The sequence below is a fragment of the Bacillus sp. FJAT-29814 genome, from assembly GCF_001510715.1.
Taxonomy (GTDB): Bacteria; Bacillota; Bacilli; order Bacillales; family Cytobacillaceae; genus Neobacillus.
In genome coordinates, this window is sequence record NZ_LMTJ01000004.1 from 68,360 (window position 1) to 93,861 (window position 25,502).

A 25,502-nucleotide genomic window follows, 5' to 3' on the forward strand; every position below is an offset into this window, starting at 1 on the left:
GTTTATGTATACCCCTTTCTAATTGTATTATATTGTATGGAAAAATGTTAATAACAATATAGTACCATTAAATTGAGGTTTTTCAACTATTTTTTTTATCTTTTCTATTTTAGTTAACACAAAGGCATTATAACCTTAAATCGTCGGGTTTATAAACCAGTATGTACAATCACTAGAGAATATCTAATAAAAAACATTCGTTACTAATTGTCATGATTATAAAACAAAAAGGATATAACAAATGTATTATAACTTTAAATAAAAAGTCAATACCAATTATTTTGAATATTATATTAAATTATATAAGAGCAAAAAAATAGCACACATCTCAACAGAGATATGTGCTTTAATTATATATCGAACCAGCCAAAACACTGATAAAGCTAATAAATAAGGGTTTTACTAAGATACTTAAACGGTAAATTTAAATTTATCCGCAACAATAAATTGCATAGAACGATGGGACGGTACGCCTTCTTTATCTGTTGAAACTCCCGAAATCGATAAAAGAGGATACCCTAATGATATATTAAGATAACGTGACATTTCATAAGTGGCATAAACAAGCTCTATTGTTTTACGCGAATTCATAAAGACAATACCATACTTTTCCGCTAAAATTGTAAACATGGAAGAATCATTTAAATCTTCATCCAATAAAAATGTAAAGCGTTGAGGTAATCTTGAAATTTCGAATGCAACTGGGATCCCATCGGCATAACGTATACGTTCTATAACAATGATTTTTGAATTCGGCTCTAATTTGAGTACTTCCGTATCCTTTTCATTTGCATCTTCTATAACACATTTAATAACCTTCGCCCCAGGTTTACGGCCTATTTCACGGCACATTTCCGTGAAACTTTTTGAACCGCTTATTCCTCTGCTGAATTTTTCATTGTTAATAAATGTACCTTTTCCTTGTTTACGTATTAACAAATTTTCCTTTGCAAGTTCTTCTAATGCATTACGAACTGTAATCCGGCTTACATTATAGAGTCTACTTAATTCAATTTCAGTCGGAATTTTTTCACCTTTTTTAAACTTGCCCTTTTCAATATCGCCACGTAGTATGTCAGTCAGTTGCTTATACAAAGGTAAAACATCTGCTTTATTAAGTGTCATTTTTTATTCCTCATATTCTTTTTATATAACCTTATAATACTATTCAATAAAAAAGAAAGCAATAAATTAACTAGAAGGATGTGGTTTATCATCAACAATAGGTACAATGCGCTTTACAGCGGCTTTCAAATAAGTATTATATTGTCTTTTTTTGCATATATCGTTTAAAAAAATAGTAAGTTACAGGACCTTTCAAAGAATAAGGGAACTTGAAAATCTCTGGATTGTGCCTGCCATCCATTGTTTCAGGTAAAATAGGGAGTATCAATTAAAATAGGGTGAATATTAATGAAACAAATAACATTCGAAAATATCAATACGCTTGGAATAATAGTCAATGAAAACACTCAATATAGACACTATCATTATCCTGAGATGTTAATCAGGTATGATAGTAAATATGAAGCACTAAAAGTATATCAGGATTAGAAAAAATTTGGGGAGTGACACGGAAATCAACAACTTAAAATCAGTGCCACTGTCACGCCCCGAAATGGCACTACTTACCCAAATAGGAAGTTGGCAATGGAGCGGCCGACGGATTTTACGCCTTCCCAGGTTTTAGTTGCGATGGTTTTAGCTGTATTACTTACTTTTTTTGCTGTGTTATATACCCTATCTCCGAATTTGGATCCCGCCATATAGCCGACTGTTCCTCCGACTACACTCCCTACAAATGGTCCGACGACGGGAATCCATGAAAGAACGGCAGCACCAACAGTCGCACCTTCCGCTGCCCATCCTAAGCCGTATGCCATCGAGGTGGTGGTTCTTCCCATTCGATCCAATCCTTGATTGACGGTCAGTTCCCCGGAGGCAATTTCACCTAGAATTTTGACATTTTCGATTCCAACACAGGCGATATTGGCAATTATGCCGGCTGGAGTCCCCTGAGGAATCACCGTAAGAATCCCTTTTTCCGAGGCTGTTTTTAGGGCAGCCGCTGCGGCAGCTTTAATGCCTGCGTCCGTTCCGGTCTTCAGAGCAAGTTCAATGGACTCGTCCACATTAATGGTTTCACCAACAGCCGCTTTCCTTGCCAAATCAAACCCTGTTGTAATAACGGCAGCCTGGATACCTGCTGTTCCTGCATTTTTTGCCAGATTAAAAGATAAATCCTTTATTTGATAATGATTCCAATCATATTTTGGCAGAATGCCCTTTTCCTGAAGCGTTAGCTGCAGCTCTTTGATTTTCCCTTTTTCCAAAGGGTGGCTGATGGCTTTTACCTTATCCGTTCCCCCAATCGAACTGACCACGGTCTTCCCAGGGAAAGCTTTTCTGACCTCGCTCAGCTGTTCCGCCGGCACAAGAATTCTTTGATTGTTGTAGTTCCCGTTCTTGACCATTCTGATCGTATCTTGAGCAGTTGCCCCGTATTTTGCTTGATACTGATTGACAATATTCTTGTTTTTATCAAGGATGACAATATCGAAGGAATTTTTCCCGTACCCTGCGCCCGGCTCCGGCCCTGAGACCTTTGCGATAAATTCACTGCCACTCAACTTCGCATTCATATTAAAGGAATTGACATGATGCTGCTCCGCCATAAACCCATCTAAGTTCATATTTTGACTGACGGCGCCATCCATGTTGGTAACAGCCTGGAGCATTTGGGCATTGGCCTGTTGAATGGATGCATCAATGGTATTCAAATAGTTTCCCATATCATTGACACTCACACCGACAGATGCTTCTTGAACCTTTTTAAAAAACCAACTTTCCTTCGTCCCGCCGTTTTCAATTGTCTCATTTAGAGACTTTAGATTAGAATCAAATGTTTCCACGCCGCGGATCGTTTCTTCACTCAGAGAGGAAGCCTCTTGATCGCTCAACTCAGGCAGCCCCCTCTTATATGCAGTTCGCAGCCATTCCTGATCACTAACATTTTTGTCTTTTTGTTGGTAGGAGTGAATAAATCGGCTTAAAACTTGTTGAAACTCGGCCGTATTTTTTTCATCTAAACCATCCAGCGTAATATTTCCCATTAGTCTATTGCCTCGCTTATATTAGGGATGCATTCTTAAATTTACGGCGTTCATATTCCTTAGACATCTTATCAATTGAATCTTTCATGATCTCAGATAATGAATTGGTGTTTTTGATTGCATTTAATATGTCATTGGTCGTTAACCGCTTCTTCTCTTCTGCAAAAACCGCTTCAATACTATCCCGGACGACCCCTTCAATATCTGCTCCACTGAAGCCCTGTGTTTTCAACACTAACTCATTAAGATTGATGCTGGATAAATCACGCTTGCGGCGTTTTCCGATATGGATTTCAAATATCTTTTTACGCTCAGCATCATTAGGCAGCCCAACGTAGAAAATTTCATCAAATCTTCCTTTTCTCATCAATTCAGGCGGAAGCTTCAAAATATCGTTCGCAGTGGCAACCACGAAGGTCGGGCTCGTCTTTTCCTGCATCCATGTTAAAAAATTTCCGAACAAACGGGTCGTTACCTCGGCACCACCGCCTCCACCAATTCCGGCAAAAGCCTTTTCGACCTCGTCAATCCAGAGAACGCACGGAGAAACTGCTTCGGCTAATGAAATGGCCTTTCTCATGTTTGCCTCCGATTCTCCTACGTACTTTCCCAGCAATCTGCCCATATCCAATCTTAGCAATGGAACATTAAAGAGCTTTGCAGCTGCTTTTGCATTGAGGGACTTACCGCAGCCTGGAACACCGGCAATTAATACGCCCTTAGGCATATCTACCCCGAACTCAATTGCCCGATTGAGATCGTTAAAAATAGCCGCCTTCCGCTTCAGCCATTTCTTCAAATTCTCTAAGCCGCCAATATCCTCAAGGCTTTCCTTTAAGTCGATCATTTCCAAAATTCCGGACTTCTTGATAACCTGCTGTTTCTGGTCATGGATAAACTTTAAATCTTCTTTCTCAAAGCCGCCGTCATGGGCGTATGCTAGAGCGAGAATATTTTTGATTTCATATTCTGTCAGCCCTTTAAATGCCATTACCATTTCATTTAATAGAGTTCTGGAAATCGACGGCATTTCATAATCCTTGAAAAACTCCGAGATGACTCCTTCTAATTCATCATGATCAAGGTAGCCAATTTCTAGCACAGTGGTGTATTTTTCTATTTCACTTGGAATGGTTAAAACAGGGGAAACGATGAATATAGTCGTTTCCACACGTCCTGACAGAATCATATGCCCGATGTCTTTTAACATACTGATAATTCGTGGTCGGTCAAAAAAATGATGGGCATCCTTCAATACTAAAATTTTCTGTGAAAGTGAATCGCCCTCTTTTTCTGTACTTAATGTCTCTTCTATTGTTCGGGTTCCTTCAAAAAGGCGTTTTTTTATAAGAGGATCCTTTCGGGTCACATTCCATTCTGTTTGCCCGTTGGAGGCATCCCACTCAACGACACCTCTCCCAACCTTTTTGGCAACATCAAATATGATCCGGTCAGCCTTTGTTTCTTCAAACGTATGAAGATAAATAATGGGAAAACTGGCATCTATGTAATGGCATAATTTTTCAATCATATGAATGTTCAACTCACTTTTGATTATTCTTATTGACAATAATTTCAGCAATTACATTAGAAAAACTCTTCGCAAATTCGCCCCATTCCGCCTTTACTTTTTCCATGATCCTATACAGGCTAAGATCTAAAATAACATCATCAAATTCTATATTTTTAGCAGTATAGAAATCTTGATCATGATACAATTGTACACGCGGTTGATTAATACCAATATATTTTGTCTTTTCTACTCCATCATTTATCCAAAATCTATGTCCCAGTAGATAAACCGGCTGATTCCCTTTGGCAGTAAGTTGATTTAACTCTTCCTGAGTCGTAATAACCCTGTCGAGGTCTTTCAATATCTCTTCAGAATCAGTAAATTGTTTAATTAACGCGATTTTTTCCCGATCCCAGAGATACTTTTTAAAATTAAAATCCTGGTTATAATCGACCCCAAACAGTTCTGAAATGACCTTCGGAATATCCTCGTTGTCATCCTTTCCTCGCAATGCCGGCAATGCGTTCAGTACTTCTGTGAATCCTCTTTGCTCTAACCACTTTTTTAACCGGCCATCAAAGAAATAGTCCAGTACACTTTCCAGGTCAAAATTCTTGCGCAAATCTTCCATAGTCCTTATTTGTTCGCTCTTTATGACAAGGGGGAATTTGATTTGCCGTTTCACTTAAACCGCCCTCTCTTATTCAAAAATCAGCACATTACTTTTATACAAAACAGCCATTTTATCATCATCAAAGTCAATCCCAAAGGATGGCTGCCCACCACGATAGCCCGGAGGTATTTTAATGGTATGAAGTAAATCAAGATTAGGTAGATCCCAGACCTTTATCGTTCCATCCTCGGATAAGGTATAAAGATTATCATTAAAGTCCTTTATTACCTTAATTTCACTATTGTGGGCTTGCACCTTTTTCTTGACCTTACCCGTTCCTAAATCAAGAATCACAATTTGGCCCGTTTCTCCCAATTGATTCCAAAGGGACCCATTATTGGCTGGAGTTCCGAAAATGGAGTTTTCATGGATCGCGAAAAGCCCCAGACTCCCCTCCAGCTTAAATGCCTTTTTCCCATTAATATGAAATTGATCAAAGACGGCACTGTAAAATTGGTCGTGATGAATAAAATAGGTAACCTTATGCTCGGTTCGATACTGTGAATAGCTATGGGCATCGCTTACCCTGAACGTTTTGCTATCATACTTGTAAAAATCAAAATAAGTAACGCTTCCTGACATATAGGTATCGTACAGACTCCAACGATAAAAACAATCCCCGATCCGTTCTAAAATGGTGGTATTTTCGGTTCCCTGTCTGTTGAAAAAGTCCTTTTTGATTACCCTTGCTATTAAGGTATCTAGATTGAATTCATATAAGTCATTCGTATTTTGACCCGAATACTCAAAATGATAATTCAATCGGTTCCCATCCTTGCAGGAATTGATGTCCCCACTATACTGCCTTTTAATCTCTTGAATAGATTTTCCGGTTTGATGATTGATGAGCAGCATTCGGTCCCGCTCCGAAAGAACCACAACATCCTTATACAGATAGATCTTATTTATCGGATGAAAGTACCCTTCTGCAATTCCGTTTAATTGATAACCGCCATTTGCATTACTTTTAATTCCGTGTACAAAGTTGGTGAAATGGCTTCTCTTCACGATTTTTTCTTCATTAATCGTGTTATCCTTCACGCCTTGCTGATCCATTGAAAGAAGGACCATCTCCTTTGAAGTGAGGTTGATATTTTTAAAAGCGATATTCTTCTTCCTTGCCTCAAATTTCCCATTCCCTCTCAAACTTACAGTAGGTTGGTTAATTCCTATATACTTAACATTTTCGATGTCATCGCTAACTTCAAACTGGTCACCAAAAAGGTAGACCACCTTTTCGTCGGATTGAAGGATTTGTTGCAGCTCCTCTTGTGAAAAGGCAATCAAATCAAGGTTATCGGGAAGATGATCATATCCTTTTAATTGCTCGCGTTTATTTTTTTGAAAAAAGTACTCTTGAACCAAGGTCTGCATGTGATCAGTGAACTCAACTTTAAAGACTTCCGTAAGATTCCGGGGCAATTGAAGAAACTCACAATCTTTTAAATCACGTAAAAGCCTCACTTCTTCATGGTAAAATCTTTGGTCAAGCCAAGTACTTAATCTTCCATCGAAATAATAGTCCAGTATACTTTCAATATCAAAATGTTTCCTTAATTCCTCTATACTCCTTACCTTCTCCCCATCTTTCATGAGAAGCGGGTACTTAATACTCCTCTTTAGCATGTTGACCATCCTTTAGCCGCAAGTAATACTTTCTTCCTAAATATACCACATAAAGCATCAGCATTTTTGTTGCAACTTCAAGAATTATCCTTCACCGTTCTAACAAAAGTACGGGAATCTGTAATTTTTCCGAAAAAATAGTTTTTTTATAGATTGGTATTGACGATTTTGTTTTTATGAAGGATAATACTCACGAGTAATATAATTGCAATCTTAGGGAGACGACCATGGGTGCAAGAGGAAGAAAAAAAGGTGCAGATGGGGAGAAAAGCAGGAATCTCCTTTTACATATAGCGGCAGAAGAGTTTTCTAAAAATGGATATCATGAAACAAAAATTAGTACGATTGTTAAAAGAGCAAACGTAACACAACCTACCTTTTATCTGTATTTCCAAAGCAAAGAGGCGATTTTTCAAGAATTGGTCGATATCTTTCGCGAACAATTAGTCGCGTATGTTCAACAGAGCCTCCTGGAAACAGGCTTGGAAAAAGGGTCAATTGAGAAGGAAATCAAGCAAAGTCTTATGAATTTATTTTCGTTCTTTAAGGAGCAAGCCGATTTGACACGAATAGGATTCTATATGGCGAAAGAATCGAGTGAAATTAAGAGTCAAATTGCCACTCAAATCGAACAAAATTTACGAAAAGAACAACAGGATGGTTATTTTAGGATCGATGTGGATATGCAAACGGTGGCAGATAGTTTAGTTGGCATCATCGAACGACTTACCGAAACAAAATTATTACAAAACCTAATTGAACCTGAAGACCTCGCAAACGAAATAGTACGACTATTATTATATGGAATGATAGCCAATTAAAATATTTTATTTTATGAGGGGTATGAGAAGCGATGGAGATAAAGGATGTGGACAATTGGAAGCTGGATGACGAATGGGTATATCTGCTATTACAGGCGAAAAAAATGGGATTGCAACCAGATGAAGTTAGGGCCTTTCTAAGGAGTGCCTCCAAAATGCAACAAACAACTACCGTACCTGGTAAACTAAAAAATAAACCTGAAGTTGTGTAAGGGTTGAGTCTTGGCAAATTCGGTAAATACAAGGAAGGTCCGACTAGTTAAATCCGCTAGTCGGGCCTTTTCACAGAGGATTCAGAACCATGGTAGTAACTTACACATGCAACTCATGAACATACCAAGCCACTACCGCCTTATCGAAGGTAGTGCAATCATTATATAAACCTAATTCTATTAAGCACTTATCTGTTACTTCCCTAACATCAAGCTGAAGTTCACCGTAAGATTTATTACTTGTAAAAATCCTCAACGTATTGGCTACCTCTTTTAACACTTTTTCATTTGAAATCGTCGTTGTAACATCTCTTAAGAGAATCGTGTACAACCGGTTGGTATACGCTCTTGGAAAATACACATCCTGTAAATATTGGAATCCATCTCTATGTTCAAAATACTCTCTAATGAGATCCTTATTTTGTTTTTGGGTGAAATCAGCTTTTAATAATGTACGTATTATATTTTTCGTTTGTTGGTCCTCTAAAAACAGCTTGAAATTTCGCTTTGCCATTTTTCCAGGACCAATTTCCGCCCAATACTTACCATTAGAAAATAAATAATTATCTTTACCATCTGAAAGTAATGACGTATTTCTATTATGGATAAAATCTTCCATACCCCTTTCTACTGACTCGATATATTCATTCCCTGCTTCTCTCAACCCTTTACCGGTTTCTGTTTCTTTCTTCTTATCTTCTGCTACATATAATTCATAGGCTTTTTTAACTAATTCACACACATTCACAAACATTCCTCCAATATTATTTTTCTATTAAAATATCAGGTATATTATCTCATTTTTTCCATAATCTAAAGAATAAATGATAAGTCTTTTTTCACGGTATTTTGAATCCCTAGTTCAATCTTCCAGCTAATCCTTGGTAAATTGCGGATTTCCACCATGATAGCGCTGGATCATATGGTCGACCATCGTCAGCAGCCACTCGAATTCAACCAAGATAATGATTTTGGGTGCCCCAAGCATCACCAATCGCCTCGTCCGGAAAAAGTGATTTCGCAACTTTCGCCAGGTTAAAAGTTTGTCCTCATATCCAGGGTCATCCGCTTTAAACGAAATTCTGCTAAGCCAGATTGCTCTCCTGATCTCCTCCTGCAGTTCCACCTTTTCCTCCTGGGTAACCGTCCCTTGCTCAATCCCGGCCTATAGTTTCTTCGCACAACCCTCCAAATCGGCAAAGACCCCGTCCAGGCCTATTTTCAATACCATTGTATCCTTGTCTCTGACTAACTCTATGATGGCAGCATAGTCCTTCAATGCGTCCAAGCACAAAAGGGCATTTTTGTAGCCAATCGGCAGAGCATCAAAGCCGATTTCCACCCAATTAAACGTTTAAGTAAAACCCCCAAAAGTATTGGTTTAATTCATTTTATTGCCCTATTCAGCTGAAAAATTTGCCATGTAACCAAACGTATATCTAGTTCCAATCCGAAGCCTACTACCCACTGATTTTTATCTAATACTTCAAAAAAAGCATGTCGAAATCTCTATTTAGGAAAACTCATAAAAAAACCACTAGCTTGGTAAGATTCATTTTTTGTAGTAAAATAGAAACTGGAAATTATTTCAAACTGCATTTAAAAACGTTGCCAGGGGGAAATGTAATGTCATTTCAAATACCAATTACCATCGCACAAGCAATTGAAAACATTGAAAATAATCGATTTCTGCTGCCTGCCATCCAAAGAGAGTTTGAGTGGTCTCACGAGAAAATTGAGTGGCTGTTTGATTCGATTATGAGAGATTATCCGATCAGTTCCTTTTTATTTTGGAGGGTGGAGGGTGAAACGAAATCAAGCTACAAATTTTACAAGTTTTTAAGGGAATATCGTGAATTTTATAAAACACATAATGAAGAATATGATACCGCGGGACTAAGTGATTTTACGGCTGTTCTGGACGGCCAGCAAAGATTAACTTCCCTTTATATCGGGTTAAAAGGAAGCTATGCTTATAAGAATCCTCGTGTGCGTAGGAAGGATACTGAAGATAATATTCCCACGAGAAAACTATACCTAAATATATTGGAACCCTTACAGGATTCAGAAGATGGGAGAATGTACGAGTTCAAATTTTTAACGACAAAACAATATGAAGCAAACCCGAAAAAATGGTTTCGCGTCGGGGAAATCTTAAATCTAGGAAAAAGCATCCAATTCAACAGATACTTAGATGAGCATGGTTTAAAGGAAAATGAGTTCACCTATGAAACATTGTCGGAGCTTCATGAAAAAATACATACGACGGCTTCCATCAATTACTTTTTAGAAAAAGACCAAAGTCTGGATAAAGCGCTGAATATCTTTATTCGGATCAATAGCGGCGGCGAACCACTTAGTTTCTCCGACCTCCTTATGTCCATTGCGATTGCGAACTGGGAGCAAAAGGATGCTAGAAAGGAAATTTACAAATTAGTCGATGAGATCAGAGATAAGGGATTTTATATATCAAAAGACTTTGTGCTAAAAACTTTCCTATTTTTGCACAGTAAGGACATTAAATTCAAAGTCACTAACTTTACCACTGAGAATGCCGTGGAGTTCGAAAAAAATTGGGACCAAATTAAACAATCGATCCTAGAAGCATTCGAATTAGTGAAACGGTTGGGCTATGTCGAATCCACTCTTACATCTAAAAACGCCATCATTCCCATTATTTATTACATCTATCATCGAAAAATTCATCAGAACTTTTCAAGTTTGAGGCAGTTTCAAAATGATAGGCTTGTCATAAAAAAATGGCTGAATCTGGCCTTGGTAGCCCGTGTATTTGGCGGCCAAGCGGATTCTATTCTTACAAGTATTCGCAGCGTATTTACAAAGGATATCTCATCAGCTCCGATTCCCCATGGTATTTTGGAGTATCCGGCTGACAAAATCGTCGCCCTTTTAAAAGGGTCAACCAAAGATATGACCTTAACTGATGAATATATCGACAACCTTTTATTAACACAAAAAGATGACAATCTTGCTTTCAGTATTTTGGCACTGCTGTATCCGAACCTAGATTATCAAAATGGGAATTTCCACAAAGATCATTTACATCCCATTTCAAGATTCACAAAGGAAAACTTGGGTAACAATAACATTCCAGACGCTGACCAGCCTTTCTATTTACATGCTGAAAATAACAACAGCATCCTAAACTTACAGATGCTTGATTCCAATGAAAACATGTCCAAACAGGATAAAGTATTAAAGGAGTGGGTAGAAACGGAAGCTGTTAAGCAAGGGATATCTATAAATAAGTTTTGCGAAAACCATATCATACCGGTAAATTTCTTAGAAATTCAGGATTTTAGCTTTTTTATTGAAGAGCGAAGGAAAATGCTGAATGAGAAATTGAAGCAGGTTTTTTGATTCAGAAATTCATACTAACAAAATAAATGCCCTGTTGATGAATAGTCAACAGGGTTGTTTATTTTTTAGTAAAGGCAGGATTTATAAGTTCTTTACTAGTCACATTCTTTCTTAAAAATGCCAGCGGAAACGCCCTATGGTCACGAGCTCTTTCAAATAAATTCATATCAAAAACGACTCAAATTGCAAAAAACAGCTTCAAAAATCATTTTTGAGGCCAAAAAAAGCATTTTAAGACCAATATTCGCTTCAAATTTGATTTTTTCTCGTTCGCCCAACGCCTCCAAACTCGATATAGTAGAGATGCCGGAAACTTGAAAACGCTCCTCGGCCACCAACAATAGCGATGAAGGGCGGAACAAGATTATGGGTATGAAGTCAGGGTGCATTGAACAATTCAAAGAATTCTCTCAGTTTTCTAGTCTTAAAGAATTTAATAATCATATGGAAATGTGGATGGTGCAGCATAAGGCTGACTTTTCTAAAGGGGAACTAATTGGGTTAAAACGGCTGGTGCGTTTTGCTGCCAAGCTCCCTGGCATCTGCAATGCCAAAATTGGCACCATTCTCAAAGCGATTCACGAGGAATACCATGACAATGGCATTTCACGCTCCACCTTTAAACGGATGATTCTAAAGGCTATCAATCTTGGGCTAGTCACCGTTCATGAGACGGAAAGAAAAAATGGATCGCAAACTAGTAACCTGTATGTATTTAATCCTTTTCCTTACAATGAACCACCCAAACCAGAAATTTTGGACCAGCCAAAAGAAACCAGTAATCTTTTAAAAACTGAAAAAGATGAAAAGATAAATAAACGTAAAGAAGAGCCGTTGCAATTGGACCATACATATGTTAGCGATCGAGTTCCACAGGAGTTTGTCCAGCTCGCAAAGTATTTCTTTCCAGAGGCAAAGAGCATTGAAGAGTACTGGCATATGACTCAAATAGCTGCCTATCGCAATAACAGTGAAAAAGAAACACAAACCATGATGGAAGTAGCAACCCAATCTTTAAAACAGCTGATCCGCAAACAAAAATTCACCAATGCCGTCAAAAAACCGATCGCCTATTTTTATGGAATTTTAAACAAGAAGTTTGCCAAGCGTTATTATGAGGCGCTTTACGAGGAATTTGGTTATCCAAACAAAACCTATGATGACCTGTTCGTCGATAACCCGTACTTCCATTATGTCACACAGAATTATGATAATTAGAATCGACTTATCTAGTTCCCACGGTCAACCTAGTTGATTTCTACAATTATTGACAAAAGGTTCTATATTTCGCCATAAGTCATAATAAACGAGACGCTTATGCGTTCCACTTTCGATTTTCTTATATGGTAATTTCTCTATAAGAGTGAATCTGTAGGTGGTGAGCTATGCTATGGGGAAAAAGGTTGTTGTAAAATTGCACGACTTAATAGATGAATATAATATCTCCATGAGGGAATTGTCCCGCATAGCCGATGTCCGTTCAGAGGCTCTAAATGAACTGGCAAACCAGCAGCGACAGAGAATTCAATTGGAACATATTGAAAAGATTGCAGATGCACTCGATATAATTGATATTGGTAAAATTATTGCCCTGGTTGAAGTCGATGATGACTAGCACTCATCTTTACGACCAAATACCACTTTTTAAACATTTTTCCTATAAATGGGGTTTCCACTTTTAACCCCCTTTACTGTTCTTCATACATATTGAAACTTCTAAACAACCCAACTTAGAAATCCGCCATAACCCATCCTGTTCCTTGTCCCTATGAAGATTTTTAAAGCGCTTCATATTTCACTACATCACAAGAGGAAAAATCCAAGAATTTTGACCATTCAACTTGAACGGTAACACTTGCACCACTTATTGCAATAGGTATCTATCATCCCGGTAGCTGCTTATTATCTTAAGATATCCCTTATAGGAAGGAGTAGACGCTTGGGCAATTTTTGATCCGAAGCTATATCAATCGGAACTATAAAATAAAAGGGAATCCAATTAAAGGAGATGAAGCATTTGTTTATTGAAGAAAACTATATTATTGGCCCGGATTTTATGTGTATGGTTGGCATTTATGATCGAAATGCAAAGCTTTGTACGCTTGTCAGAGAACAAAATAGAACGTTTATTGTTGATCAGTCTCCCTTAGAAGTTTTGACTCATAGTATCAGATGCATCGGCTATGATTTAAAAGGAGCAATGGCAACAGCCAGGTTGCTGCTTGGGAATAAACATATGTGTCCAGTAATGGTGAATCCAATACACAGAATTTGCGTGTTTCCGCATAAATCGGCCAATCATGTGGAAGCAATATGGTTTAATCCCTACCATATCGCAAGAACGAATTCTTTAGATCGGAAAGCAAAGATTGAGTTTTCGAATGGAATGATCATGGCCATTCCATCCAAGCTATATTCTTTTAATCATAAACTGCAAACCGCAGAGCAATTCATGAAAATGACGGTTGAACTAGGTTCCCATTCAAATTTTCCTAAAAAGGGACCAAAAAAAGGCGCGTAATTTCAATCAGAGCAGTTGTTAGAGAAAGTGCATTTATCCAATTTATTATTAATCATTCCGGCTCCAAGAACACTGCTTCCCATTAGTGGGGAGCAGTGTTTCCAATTTCTAGTCACAAAACAAACACTTGTAATTGGCGATAAAAGAATTAATACTCAAGGCAGGTTAGATTTGGGCAAATTCACCATTCGCCTAAACCCCATCCCCCTTACTTATTACTTACTGCAGCATTGTATTGGGGCAATATGATAAATAAATCGCGGATTCTAGAAAGGAGATTCCTGACTAATGGATACCAACATCCTTGGGCACGAGAGGCTCCAGCTTCGCCTGAGTAAAGGCGTTAGCATTGAACTTGAAATATTTGAAGTTCCAGAAGGTTTTAAAAGCATTGCATGGATCGATGATCAACAATACGAGGAATTGGATGGGTATGGCTTTCACACCGACAAAGACAAATCTGTGCATTTAGCCATTATACATTTGATAAAATTAATGAAAAAGTATAGAAAATCATTTTAGACATAGGGGGCGGGATATCGGTTACAACTTGTGATGGTTTTCAACATTTTGTTTCCCATGCCCAAACTAATTGGACGTTTGATTTATTAGACCTGAATTTTGCTCTTAATGAGATTCACCGGAATAAGGGGACACAGTTTGATCCTCAAGTGGCAGACGCATTCATAAGCATCTTCGCAGAAAAGGATATAAAAATCGAGGGCACAGCTATACATTTAGTTGAATCAAACAAAAAAACAAAAACTATATAACACCATTCTAGGCAGTGTTACAAAAATGGGAAAAGAATTTAATACTCTTTTCCCATTAATTCTTTCATAATTTTTTATGATATTCTCTATTTTTGACTATTCAACTTGCATTGAAAATAGCCACTCTGTTTCTACCATCTTCTTTTGCATGGTATAATGCCTTGTCAGCCTTTTCAATGAATTCCTCCGTTTCCTCTCCAGAATATGTAGCAATACCAATACTGATTGTAAAGCGAATTTGTTTATCTTTATAAATAAAATGTGATTGCTCAACAACCTCACGGATACGTTCAGCTAATTTTTCACCTTTTCCTACATCAGTGTTCGGTAAAATGACAGCAAATTCTTCGCCGCCAAAGCGTACATATCCATCTGATTTTCTTACATTACATCTAATGATTTCCGCTATATGTTTTAATGCCTCATCACCGCATTGATGACCAAATTGATCATTAATTCTTTTAAAATGGTCTATATCCAGCATAATGAGAACTAAAGAGCTTCTTTCGCTTATTGGAACTGCTTTTTCCATATATAAGTCAAAATATCTCCGATTATACAATCCAGTTAAAGAATCAATGATAGTAAGTTTTTGAACATACTTTAACAGCTTATTATTCTTTAGTATAAAATAACCAATTGTGAAGAGTATAGCTCCATTAACAATAGAACCAGCAATGAGGAGTATCAATTCAATTTTATCATGTGTTGGAACTTCCTCACTAAATTCCGCAGCATACTTCAACAAGCTGTAAAAGAATGCAGACCCAATGATAATCTTCCATTTTGGATACATTACCATAATTAAAATGTTAGGTATTAAAAATAGGGACCACAAAAAGGTAGATAGCCTTTCGATTCCTTCTCTAAAACCACTTTCTAATGCAATGGGTAAAATCGTAAACAATATTATCAATAGCCAGTAAACAAGCTTTGGCTTCAAATTACTATTTTCTCCTTTCGGTAGCCCAGCCATCTTAGAATGTACCTTAGATCTGAGACTTTGCATCCTTATTTTTCAATAAGTTTGCCTTTATTATTAGAAAAGCACTCCACTTTGTAATTGTTTCTCTTTTTCATTCGGGGAAAAAACTCTTTTACACATTAAATAAATTATTAGACCAATAGGGATTTATTAATAGGAACATTGGTTTTAATATTATTTTTTCCACTTCTCTTTACTTCATAAAGGGCAGAATCCGCGTTTTTTAACAATTCATGCCTGTTTTTTCCATCCTTGGGATAAAAGGCAATTCCCATGCTTGAGGTTATTCTCAGAGTATTTCCCTCAATCTTCCAAGGTTCTTGAAGAGATGTAATAATTCGCCTTGCAACTCTTTCCACTTCCAACTTCTCTTGAAATTCCGGGAGCAGAATGGTAAATTCATCTCCACCTAGTCGAGCAATTGTGTCACTTTCACGAAGCTGATTCATCACTCTATTTGAAAATTGTTTAAGGATCTCATCTCCTGCATCGTGTCCATACGTATCATTGACTTGTTTAAAATTATCTATATCCATAAATATAACCGCTAACTTTCGCTCGTATCGCTTGGCTTCTTTTAGTGATTGATCTAACCTCTCTTTGAAGAGCCTTCGATTCGGCAGACCTGTTAAAGTATCATGATACGCCATATAGGTTAACCTTTCCCTATACATTTTCCTTTCAGTAATGTCCCTTCCTAACGCAAGGAAATGGAGAATATCCCCTTTTTCATTAAGAATTGGAATCACTTTTGACTCCATCCATACCCAATGACCATCCCAGTGTTTATGACGAAACTCTATTATCTTCTCCTTCTTCGTCTGAGCTAAGCTTGTAAAAAGACTTTCTACCTTGGGAATATCATCAGAATGAATCATATCTAGTATATGAAGCCCTTCATAAAATACAGGTAAAAAACCTAATACCAATTCATGAGAGGGAGAAGCATATTTAACCACTCCATCTGGCTTGAACATTGCAATAAGGTCTGTAGAATTGTCTGCTATTAACCTAAACCATTCTTCACTTTCCTTTAATGCAACTTCTAATTGCTTATACCTGCTAATATCTCTTGCAACACCAGAAAGAGCCACAATTTCTCCATCCACATTTCGAACAGGAGAAAAGGTTAAACTTACCGTGAAAATTGTCCCATCCTTGCGAAGGGCATCTACTTCAATCCCAGATAAGTTTTCACCTAATTTCACCTTTTCCTTAATCAAGTTTGCATATTTTAACTGATTTTCCGGAATAATGGGCGATGGATTACCAACCAATTCTTCTCGTTTCCATCCATATAGTTTTTCAAATGCAGGATTAACATCAATGATGTTTCCGTTCAGATCAAGTAAATGAACCGCATCGGCAATAGAATTAAAAAGCGCATTGAACCTCCCCTCCAGTTGTTTTAGGGAAAATGTATTCTTTGTTAATTCTGTTAAAACCTTTGCGACACAAAAAATGCCTATAATTTCATTTTTAACGATTAGTGGGATACACTTTAATTGCAGGTCAAGAATCTCTCCGCTTTTATGAACGGCTTTAATCGTTGTTTTAAACTGATTTCCCTGTGCTATTTGCTTGGCATGATAATCGAATTTTTCTACCTGATCCGGAACCATTATGTCATGAAAAGGAATCCCTTGAATCTCCCCCTTGGCGTATCCAAACATATTGGTTACGACTGGATTAACCTCCTCAATTATTCCATGTATCGAAACTACAAATATGGCATCTGGATTATGCTCAATGATAGAATGGTAGATTTCAAAGGATGCTCCACTTAGTTTACTTACCATAAATCCCCCTCTTCGGCACCCCTTCCGATATAGCTGTGATCTTATTCCCCTTTGAAATATTTGGAAAAACGACATCAACCGTGGTTCCTTGATCGATGGTGCTATTAATGTCAATCCAACCTCCATGATCTTGAACAATTTTATGACTAATCATTAATCCGAAACCAATTCCCTTTTCTTTTGTATTATAAAAGGGTTCCCCTATCTTTCTCATTCGCTTATTTGGTATACCCTTTCCTTGATCCATAAACCTAATTTTAACTTTGTTTGAATCCTCATAAAGAGTTTGAATTTTTATGATTCCGCCATTTGGCACGGCTTCCACCGCATTTTGAAGAATTTGCACAAAAACTTGTTTTATTTGGCTTCTATCACATCGAACAGATGGCAATTCCATCTCGAACTGTTGGGTAATTTCAATATTATTTATTATGGTTTGTGATTTAAAAATTGAAAGCACTTGTTTTAAAAGAATGTTTATATCTGTCTCAATTATTTGATGTGCTTGTGGATTTGCAAAACTTATAAATTCATCTACGATTTCTTCTAATTTTTTTACTTCAGACAATATGGTGGTAGTATAAAAGTCTGGTTCTTTCTCTTGTTGAATAAGCTGGACAAAACCCTTAATTGTTGTAAGTGGATTCCTTATTTCGTGTGCTACGCTTGACGCTAACTGCCCAATGACTGAAAGCTTTTCAGACCTTTGTATAAACTCCTCAACATTCTTACGGTCTGAAATATCTCTTCCCACTGCAATAAAACACTCTACCTCATCATTTTCTCCATAAACAGGTGTCACTTTTGCCTCAATAGGAAGCCATTTACCTTGTGAATGCAGGTGCCGAAATTGAACCTGGCATGGTTTCCGAAATTTACTCATAATAGTAAACTGATTTTGAACGGAAGGAATGTCCTCAGGATGAAGGAAATCAAAAGCATGATGACCTTCATATTCATTTGGAGGGATTTCAAATACTTTTTCATGCGAAGGAGAAGCATAAAGGATTAACCCATTATTATCCATTTTAACAATAACATCTTGAATATTATCAGCTATGAGTTGATAGTTCGATTCACTGACTCTTAATGACTCTTCAACTTGCTTTTGATTCGTAATATCAACACAAGAGCCAATAACTTCAACCACTTGCCCCCCCTTACGGACTGGACTTAAAATTGCGATATAATGAAATCCATTTAATTCTTCTTCGTAGGTGACGTTCTCCTTACCTTCCCAAGCCCTTTGATAATAGTTCATTTTTTCCATGGCAGCTTCCATTGGAAGGAAATCTGTCAGTTCTTTACCAATAATGTGTTCAGGTGTAAAACCCATTTTATACAGTAAATCTCCGTCACTTAGAGTGTGGATGAATTTCTTATTTTCTTTTTTAAACTTAAAAATGATTCCTTGATGTCTACTTATTGTTTCACGTAATTCTCGTTGATTTTTTTTAACTATTTCCTCCATCCATTTCTGATTGCCGACATCTTGGGGAATCCCTTCCCGAACAACAATCTGTTCAATCTTATAAAAATTTCTCTCCAATTCTTCTGGCGGTAACGGCTTGCTAAAAAGAAAGCCTTGACCTTGGTTACATAGATTTTGTTGAAGAAAAATCAATTGTTCTTTCTTCTCCACACCTTCAGCAATAACATCCATATTTAATTGGTGAGCCATTTCAATGATCATCTTCACAATTGTTGCATCATTCGAATCTATTGTTGAGTTCTTCACAAATGATTGATCAATTTTAATCTTATCTATTGGAAGGTCGTGCAAATATTGAAGTGAATTAAATCCCGTTCCAAAGTCATCTAAACTGATTTTCACACCAATATTCTTTAATTCCCGAATAATTTTGGGGGCATGGAAGGCGTCTAACATAATCCCCTCCGTAATTTCAAAAATAAGATATTCAGGAGCAAGCTTTGTTTCTTTCAAAATCTGGCTTACCCTTTTTACAAAATTAGGCTGATACAATTGGCGTGCAGAAAGATTGACCGACATCAATATCGGGTTGTAGCCGACCTTTTGCCAAGCCTTATTTTGAAAACAAGCGGTTCGTAAAATCCAGTCTCCCAAGGGTAAAATCAATTCTGTTTCCTCAACGAAAGGGATAAATTCCATTGGTAGAATCAATCCTTTCTCTGGATTTACCCAACGTATTAATGCTTCAACCCCGATTATTTTCCCTGTTACTAAGTCGAGTTTGGGCTGGAAATACAAACAAAATTCGTTCCGTGAAAATGCCGCCCCAATATCCATTTCCGAATGTCTAAATTGTCTTGCTGTTCCCATGTTTACTTCACCACCTTGATTACTTCCTTTTATCTACTTGCATATCGATTTTGTTGAGTACATTTCAATAAGGTTTCTTGATCTTTGTAAATTTTTTTACATGGGTATATATTACCAGACAATTTCCTTAATAGGAATGAATTTTGTCAATTTTTTTGGTTTTTTGTCATAATTTGTAGAATTTCAATATAAATCCCAATTAATATATAAAAAAAATGAAATAATCATAAATGCTTTCACATTAAAACTTTAATTTCTTTGATAAATAGATGCACAGATACTTCAAATTTTAAAAGAGACTATACAAAATGGCATCCTGTATTTATATTGAATATTCAAAAAAATAGTGGGTGTTAGCATGGTGGATTTAGTACAAAAAGAAGAGATGACTTCAATAAAATAAAAGGTACTAGGTATCGTCTAGCACGATGGCACAGGTTTATGTTCAGGTTTCTCATAAAATAATGGGGATGGGGCAATAACGATGATCGTTATGGATTACGATTTCCGGATGGGTTAAATTAATGGTTGTTAAAGAACAATCAACGTTTATATTTATCCGATATTTGTGATTTATGGAATAAAGAAATCGTGGCATACAAAATAAGTTCCAAGAATGGTTTAGAACTTGTGATGGATACTCTGAAAGAAGCGAACAAAAAAAGAGATGTGACCGATAAAACCATTCTCCACAGTGATCAGGGTTATCAGTATACATCTCCCGAATACCACGAAGCCGTCAAACTAAATGGTATTACTCAAAGTATGTCCAGAAAAGCCAATTGTTTAGACAATGCTTGTGTAGAAAACTTTTATAGTCATTTTAAAACAGAGTGTATGTATTTAAATAAATTTGAGAAGCCAGAGGAAGTTATACAAGCAGTGGATAAATATATCTACTTTTATAATAACAAGAGAATTCAAAAGAAATTAGGCAACCTTAGCCCAATTAAGTATCGGGCAAAAGTTGCCTAAAGAGTCAACTATGATTAGATTGATTCCTTCTTCAGCTTACAGACCACATAGTTGGTTGCCGAAGCTGAAGGTGGAAGCTTTTTTCTACTGTCTACTTGACAGGGGTATATGCAAAATAATAGCTCAGAGCTTTTTTATAATAGTACGTTGTTGTACATTAGCACCCTTTAGTACAACAGTTTAACATTTGCAAACCATTAAATGGTTCCCATCAAGGTCCTTGAAATTAAACCAGTGATTATGCTCAATTTCAGTGGTTAATTCAACATTCTTACTCTTCATATGCTCATAGGCTTGTTCTATATTGTTAGTGTTCAAATGGAAAGGTGGAGTTTTGAATATATTGTCCTCTGAATAAATCTTACTGTCTAATACAATTCCTGTACCGTTCATAGGTAATACATACAAATGACCAAATAATATTTCACCATCTACTGGCAAGCCTAATATATCACAATACCAATTACAAGCTTTTTCAATGTTGCTTACGGGAATAAAAACAGTACCAATTTGATTTAAAATAGGGTTCATAAATAACCTCCAAATTTTTGTTTTATAGGTTTAATTCGTGATGAACTAATTATTTCCTTCTTTGTGAACCCACGCAGGGGGCGGTTCGCTGGATGCATGAACAGCCCCTTCCTACAAATAATCAGGCCTTTCAGTTACAACTTGTAATAGTTCCCGACATTTTGTTTCCCATACTCAAACAAATTGGACGTTTGAGTAACCAGGTTCATTCCCCGCCCATTACTGGCTTCTTACATCCACGCACACTATCCAAATCCATTTAAAAGTAATCAAGAAATTGGAAAATCTCTGGATGGTGCCTGTCATCCATTCTTTTATTCTATACTAGGCACCGAAATTAATGTTACCAAGGAACTTCGATTATCTCAGTTCCTCTTTTGTTTTTTATTCATAGGATTTAATTAAATCTATATTCTGCTTCTCTATATTTGAAAGCAGATCATAATGGAATTCTTCATTTGGCTTGTACCATGATTTGCGGTCAAAATATTGCTGTAAGTCATCAGCTGTGAAAATATAACCATGCCTTGCAAAAATCTCATTTCGTGCCAATCGTAAGTCTTGTTTTGCAAAGTCTTGAACATCTGTATCTGTTAAAATGCGAGTATTGCTATCCGGCAAGATAAAATCGTCACTCTCACTCGACTCTATGTATTCCTGTGATTGTTTAACCTCCTGTACTTTTTCCTCTTGTACTTTTTCCTCATCTGCAAATATCCCAAATAAGCTTCCTATCACTCCCACAATCAAAGCTATTATTATGAACACTGCATACCGTCGCAAATACTCCATTATCAAACCAATGATAAATAAACATACTATAATAATTAGTACAATTGTAATTCCATATTCAGCTAACTTTTCAATCCAGTGCAGCATATTTCACCACTTCACAAATTATTAATAAAAAGATTGTCTAAATAAATATTAAAGTAAAAATGTGTTAGAAAACCAATTAATCTACTTAAGGATTCAATTTATCCATCTCATCCCTGCACGAACTTTAACAAACCTTTCATTTTATTCTGTAATTCCCATTTTTTGTACTCCGGCTCCAGGACAAGCGTTAGCATCTCCTCAATCACCTTTCTATTTTCCAATAAGCGCTCGGGTAAGGGGTAGTAATAAATTGTTAGCTGTCCTTGGTGATGCTGTTGCTTGAAAAAATCTGAACGATGATCTTTACGAATATAGATCTTATTTATATGTCTGACTAATCTATTATGAATATTCCTCTTACTTTCCCCAATATAGAGCATTGTGTTTTCCCTGGTAATCATATAGATTCCGCCGACACCTTTACCAACTGTGTCGATAATTTTTCCTTTTGCATCCTTGTATTCCTGTTCAGGAGAGCTGGAATTTAGAGTAATACTAAACATTTTCCAATTAGGATTGCTTATGGGCAATATCTCTAATTTCGTTAGAACTGTTTCGATGTTTTCCCCCATCATTAACTACCAACCTTGTATTCTTTAGTGATTCATAAAAGCAACTTTATTCCTATGATATCACTAAATGGTTAAATATTCCTATCCCATTTATGACGTCAATTAGGTAATATGCACCACTATTCTACAAAATGTTGCCCGTGCGTAAACTAATTGGACAGTTGTTTAAATAGGTCCAAACCCCTGCCAGTAGTGGCTTTTTACCTCCCATATCACGAAGATGCCTGTCAGATAGACAAACGATTGAATGAATCAGCCTTAAATATTGATACCTCAACTTTTCTGCACGTATTCTTGTGAGAATTTTGATGAAAGCCGCCATATGTTGTTGGTAAGTATCTGGCATGGCCAATACAGCCTCAGAAATCCGACTAGTTCCTACAACATCTGCTACCACTTACCCCAATTAAACGTTTGGATAAAATCCTGGAGAAACCAAATTTATAAGATTTTGTTTCCCAATACTCCTAAAAACTCTGTCATGTTTCCAAACGTTTGAGTGATTTTACTCAAATCGCAGTGTTAATGGGTTCTGGGTCAGAAACAGGTGAAAATCTTGTCAGTTTTAAACGTTTGAATAATAGGGACTTTAGGGACTACATCACTGACTTTTGATTCGATAGCAAATTTTTTAGAAACCTCTTAATGCGTAATACACTACGTCAATTACTAGTCATATTATTATGAAATGGTCTTTAAAAGGAGAGTGATCCTTGGACTAGAAAAAGAAATTTATTGTTATTGAGGAAGTCTTAAGTGGCTAAGGGAAGCTCATAATATGTTTGACACCTTTCTATAAAAATCCTAACAAAAAAGGAACCCCACTCAAGGATTCCTTCAAATTACGATATTCTTTAAACTAGCACGTTTTTTGGTTAAAATAGCCGTCGATTTGTTGATCGCCTTTTTTAGCTGCTTGCATGAGACTCATGATTAGAAGCATAGCAAATGAACCGACAAATAAACCTGATATAAATAGTAGCATATGTACCCTCCAATGATTAATCATAATTCGTCGGAAGGTGGTCATTTTCGGCATCTGGCTGGCATAGTTTGAAAAACCTTAGCCCCTATAGCTTTGCGCCACCATCTTTCAATGGATTTGCCCTTTCGTACGAACTATGTAGTTATTAATATGTTACCATAATTATCTAACTAAAGATAGTTATATAACCTCTTTATCAATGATAAAAATAGGACTTTTAACCTCTTTATCACTTGGGAAAATTTTCGGTGAGAGACACTGGATGTTTCTACCCTTACTTTTAGTGATATCCAAGCTGCCCCCACAACCTTCCTTATTTGCCTTTATTTTAGAATAAAAAAAGCGAATCGCTGCATATCCATTATACAGGCGCTTCGCTTTTTATAATATAACTTGAGGTCTTACAAGTATGTTAAATCAGGATGACGCTTCAACCTTAAGCGGATTACTCTTCAATTTCGTATAGATCACAAACCGCTGCGGTGCATGCCCAATAAAGTTAAATGGGTAGCAGGTTGTAAGGGTTAGAGTCTCATAATCTGTCGGGACTGCCACGGTTTCGTCATCGGCTTCTACGATTTTGGTCTCGGTTGCTTCATAGATAAAATCACCATATGGAGTTGAGAAGGTGATTTCATCTCCCAGCTTTAAGTCTTTCAACTTGCGAAAAACGGTATCCCGATGGCCGCTTAGAAGGACATGCCCCCCTTGGCCCGGCAGAGCGCTTCCCGCCATATGACCGATGCCTTGTTTAAGTTCGTTATCATGGGTGCCCTGAACCACTGGATACGATAAATCTAAAGAAGAGATTGATAGCCTGCCAAGCATTTCGCCTGGTGAAGGCATGGTTGGCCATGCTTCTGTGTCGAACACCTTCTTAACTTGAGTAGGTTTATACGGTTTTACTACCGTCTTTGCCAACAGGGTGGTCTCCTTCGTCATTTCCCAACCAAAAACACCAATTACAGCTATTCCCGCGATTATCAATAATGTTGGTACGCCAAGGAGGATCCACTTTAGTATTTTGGGCTTTCTTTTCTTCCTTCTTTTCTTTTTGCGTACGGTTTCCATTGGATTAAGCTTGATTCTCCATTTTACGGACGGTTCGCATAGCTGGAATTAAAGCCAGACCACCTAGGACAACAAGCAGTCCACCAAGGGCAATGCCTTCAGGAAGATCTGAAGAAGTATTTGGCAGCGTAGCATTTGGCATTGGAACAAAACCTTTTGCCTTTTCAAGGCCTTTCTTCGCCTTTACCGCATCTTTTAAGGCAGCTAACTTACTATTAAGAACAGCCGGGTTTAAATCTTCTTTTTTAGGGTCAACCGTCGCTAATACGTTACCCTTAAGATCTTTAATTTGAATTTTAAGCGATTCAGCATTTTTTGAAGTTAAATTAGATAGATCGAATGGGTTGCCGTTTTTATCAACGAACGCTACTTGCAGATGTGCCTTTTGTGCACTGTCCAAGAAAAGACGGCCCAAAGTAGCCCTGTTTGCATCAGACAGCTGTTCAGGTGAAGAGACTGTCTTTAAAAGCGCAGCGGCTTCCTGTGCATTTTTCGTAATATCGTTGTACTCTTGTTGGCTAATTTTGATAGATTGCAAATAGGCATATAGGTAATCTACTTCGCCCACACCTAGCGCTTTCAATGAATCTACTAAATTCTTTGCATACTCTGATGAGCTAGCCGCTTTTGCTTCATTTACCGCCACTGGACTGAATAAAGAAAGAGAAATCCCTAAAGCAGCAACCACGGCACCTTTTTTCAATAAATTATTCACCATTATGTATCATTCCTTTTCACTATGACAATTTTATTAGTAATATAGCATATTT

Annotated in this window: 25 protein-coding genes and 2 riboswitches; of the genes, 8 read left to right on the top strand and 17 right to left on the bottom strand. The window is 37.0% G+C overall.

Going from position 1 to position 25,502, the window contains the following annotated elements:
- Positions 1–411 precede the first annotated feature (411 nt).
- From AR334_RS10615 to AR334_RS10635, 5 genes are all read right to left on the bottom strand, one after another.
- Positions 412–1,125, bottom strand: a complete 714-nt coding sequence (locus tag AR334_RS10615; RefSeq protein WP_066309600.1) for a GntR family transcriptional regulator — start codon at positions 1,123–1,125, stop codon at positions 412–414.
- Between the two features lie 503 nt (positions 1,126–1,628).
- Positions 1,629–3,113 carry a hypothetical protein gene (locus tag AR334_RS10620; RefSeq protein ID WP_066309603.1) on the bottom strand — a complete coding sequence of 495 codons (1,485 nt, stop codon included), beginning with the start codon at positions 3,111–3,113 and terminating at the stop codon, positions 1,629–1,631.
- A 16-nt stretch (positions 3,114–3,129) separates the two neighbouring features.
- A complete protein-coding gene (locus AR334_RS10625) occupies positions 3,130–4,644 on the bottom strand; it encodes an AAA family ATPase (RefSeq protein ID WP_066310747.1) in 1,515 nt (504 codons plus the stop codon).
- A 13-nt stretch (positions 4,645–4,657) separates the two neighbouring features.
- Complete coding sequence (locus AR334_RS10630) at positions 4,658–5,311, bottom strand: hypothetical protein (RefSeq protein WP_066309604.1); 654 nt, start codon at positions 5,309–5,311, stop codon at positions 4,658–4,660.
- Between the two features lie 15 nt (positions 5,312–5,326).
- Positions 5,327–6,925 carry a hypothetical protein gene (locus AR334_RS10635; protein WP_156431255.1) on the bottom strand — a complete coding sequence of 533 codons (1,599 nt, stop codon included), beginning with the start codon at positions 6,923–6,925 and terminating at the stop codon, positions 5,327–5,329.
- A gap of 227 nt (positions 6,926–7,152) precedes the next feature.
- On the opposite strand from AR334_RS10635, the gene AR334_RS10640 reads away from it, so the two are divergent.
- Together AR334_RS10640 and AR334_RS10645 are read left to right on the top strand one after the other, a co-directional pair.
- Positions 7,153–7,746, top strand: coding sequence for a TetR/AcrR family transcriptional regulator (locus AR334_RS10640; protein ID WP_066309608.1), 594 nt, complete (start codon positions 7,153–7,155; stop codon positions 7,744–7,746).
- Positions 7,747–7,778: 32 nt separating this feature from the next.
- Positions 7,779–7,958 carry an anti-repressor SinI family protein gene (locus AR334_RS10645; protein ID WP_066309610.1) on the top strand — a complete coding sequence of 60 codons (180 nt, stop codon included), beginning with the start codon at positions 7,779–7,781 and terminating at the stop codon, positions 7,956–7,958.
- Between the two features lie 100 nt (positions 7,959–8,058).
- Here AR334_RS10645 and AR334_RS10650 read toward each other — a convergent pair whose 3' ends face one another.
- From AR334_RS10650 to AR334_RS29475, 3 genes are all read right to left on the bottom strand, one after another.
- Complete coding sequence (locus tag AR334_RS10650; protein WP_066309617.1) at positions 8,059–8,706, bottom strand: hypothetical protein; 648 nt, start codon at positions 8,704–8,706, stop codon at positions 8,059–8,061.
- Positions 8,707–8,832: 126 nt separating this feature from the next.
- Positions 8,833–9,084: a hypothetical protein gene (locus AR334_RS10655; protein WP_066309619.1), complete on the bottom strand. Its 252-nt coding sequence runs from the start codon at positions 9,082–9,084 to the stop codon at positions 8,833–8,835.
- A gap of 39 nt (positions 9,085–9,123) precedes the next feature.
- Positions 9,124–9,300 (bottom strand): hypothetical protein, encoded by a 177-nt coding sequence (locus tag AR334_RS29475; RefSeq protein ID WP_156431256.1) that lies wholly within the window; start codon positions 9,298–9,300, stop codon positions 9,124–9,126.
- Between the two features lie 284 nt (positions 9,301–9,584).
- Between AR334_RS29475 and AR334_RS10660 the strand changes: the two genes are divergently transcribed.
- The 5 genes from AR334_RS10660 to AR334_RS10680 all read left to right on the top strand — a co-directional run bounded on the left by AR334_RS10660 (position 9,585) and on the right by AR334_RS10680 (position 14,382).
- Positions 9,585–11,339: a DUF262 domain-containing protein gene (locus AR334_RS10660; RefSeq protein ID WP_066309620.1), complete on the top strand. Its 1,755-nt coding sequence runs from the start codon at positions 9,585–9,587 to the stop codon at positions 11,337–11,339.
- Between the two features lie 366 nt (positions 11,340–11,705).
- Positions 11,706–12,557 carry a hypothetical protein gene (locus tag AR334_RS10665; protein ID WP_066309624.1) on the top strand — a complete coding sequence of 284 codons (852 nt, stop codon included), beginning with the start codon at positions 11,706–11,708 and terminating at the stop codon, positions 12,555–12,557.
- A 172-nt stretch (positions 12,558–12,729) separates the two neighbouring features.
- The gene (locus AR334_RS10670; RefSeq protein WP_066309630.1) at positions 12,730–12,954 is read left to right on the top strand and encodes a helix-turn-helix transcriptional regulator; all 225 of its coding nucleotides are present in this window, start codon (positions 12,730–12,732) and stop codon (positions 12,952–12,954) included.
- A 402-nt stretch (positions 12,955–13,356) separates the two neighbouring features.
- A complete protein-coding gene (locus tag AR334_RS10675) occupies positions 13,357–13,860 on the top strand; it encodes a competence protein ComK (protein WP_066309637.1) in 504 nt (167 codons plus the stop codon).
- 288 nt (positions 13,861–14,148) lie between these two features.
- On the top strand, positions 14,149–14,382 hold the full coding sequence (locus tag AR334_RS10680) for a hypothetical protein (protein ID WP_066309638.1): 234 nt from the start codon (positions 14,149–14,151) through the stop codon (positions 14,380–14,382).
- A 351-nt stretch (positions 14,383–14,733) separates the two neighbouring features.
- On the opposite strand, the gene AR334_RS28850 is transcribed toward AR334_RS10680, so the two are convergent.
- From AR334_RS28850 to AR334_RS10690, 3 genes are all read right to left on the bottom strand, one after another.
- On the bottom strand, positions 14,734–15,576 hold the full coding sequence (locus tag AR334_RS28850; protein WP_172799207.1) for a GGDEF domain-containing protein: 843 nt from the start codon (positions 15,574–15,576) through the stop codon (positions 14,734–14,736).
- A gap of 16 nt (positions 15,577–15,592) precedes the next feature.
- A riboswitch (cyclic di-GMP riboswitch) is annotated at positions 15,593–15,675 on the bottom strand.
- A gap of 74 nt (positions 15,676–15,749) precedes the next feature.
- The gene (locus AR334_RS10685; protein ID WP_066309643.1) at positions 15,750–17,417 is read right to left on the bottom strand and encodes a sensor domain-containing diguanylate cyclase; all 1,668 of its coding nucleotides are present in this window, start codon (positions 17,415–17,417) and stop codon (positions 15,750–15,752) included.
- Positions 17,407–19,719, bottom strand: coding sequence for an EAL domain-containing protein (locus tag AR334_RS10690; RefSeq protein WP_066309645.1), 2,313 nt, complete (start codon positions 19,717–19,719; stop codon positions 17,407–17,409). Before AR334_RS10690 ends, AR334_RS10685 begins: the two co-directional genes overlap by 11 nt.
- A 528-nt stretch (positions 19,720–20,247) precedes the next feature.
- On the opposite strand from AR334_RS10690, the gene AR334_RS10695 reads away from it, so the two are divergent.
- A complete protein-coding gene (locus AR334_RS10695; protein WP_082692896.1) occupies positions 20,248–20,694 on the top strand; it encodes an IS3 family transposase in 447 nt (148 codons plus the stop codon).
- Positions 20,695–20,874: 180 nt separating this feature from the next.
- On the opposite strand, the gene AR334_RS10700 is transcribed toward AR334_RS10695, so the two are convergent.
- The 6 genes from AR334_RS10700 to AR334_RS30345 form a co-directional block, all read right to left on the bottom strand.
- Entirely contained in the window at positions 20,875–21,225 is a 351-nt protein-coding gene (locus AR334_RS10700; protein ID WP_066309649.1) for a VOC family protein, read from the bottom strand.
- 384 nt (positions 21,226–21,609) lie between these two features.
- Positions 21,610–22,104: a YARHG domain-containing protein gene (locus AR334_RS10705; RefSeq protein WP_066309651.1), complete on the bottom strand. Its 495-nt coding sequence runs from the start codon at positions 22,102–22,104 to the stop codon at positions 21,610–21,612.
- 107 nt (positions 22,105–22,211) lie between these two features.
- A complete protein-coding gene (locus tag AR334_RS10710) occupies positions 22,212–22,679 on the bottom strand; it encodes a hypothetical protein (RefSeq protein ID WP_066309653.1) in 468 nt (155 codons plus the stop codon).
- An 856-nt stretch (positions 22,680–23,535) separates the two neighbouring features.
- On the bottom strand, positions 23,536–23,661 hold the full coding sequence (locus tag AR334_RS30625) for a hypothetical protein (RefSeq protein ID WP_301337161.1): 126 nt from the start codon (positions 23,659–23,661) through the stop codon (positions 23,536–23,538).
- Positions 23,662–23,707: 46 nt separating this feature from the next.
- Positions 23,708–23,793, bottom strand: a riboswitch (cyclic di-GMP riboswitch).
- 285 nt (positions 23,794–24,078) lie between these two features.
- On the bottom strand, positions 24,079–24,732 hold the full coding sequence (locus AR334_RS10715) for a class D sortase (protein WP_066309662.1): 654 nt from the start codon (positions 24,730–24,732) through the stop codon (positions 24,079–24,081).
- Between the two features lie 4 nt (positions 24,733–24,736).
- Complete coding sequence (locus tag AR334_RS30345) at positions 24,737–25,450, bottom strand: cell wall anchor protein (RefSeq protein WP_253701277.1); 714 nt, start codon at positions 25,448–25,450, stop codon at positions 24,737–24,739.
- Positions 25,451–25,502 lie beyond the last annotated feature (52 nt).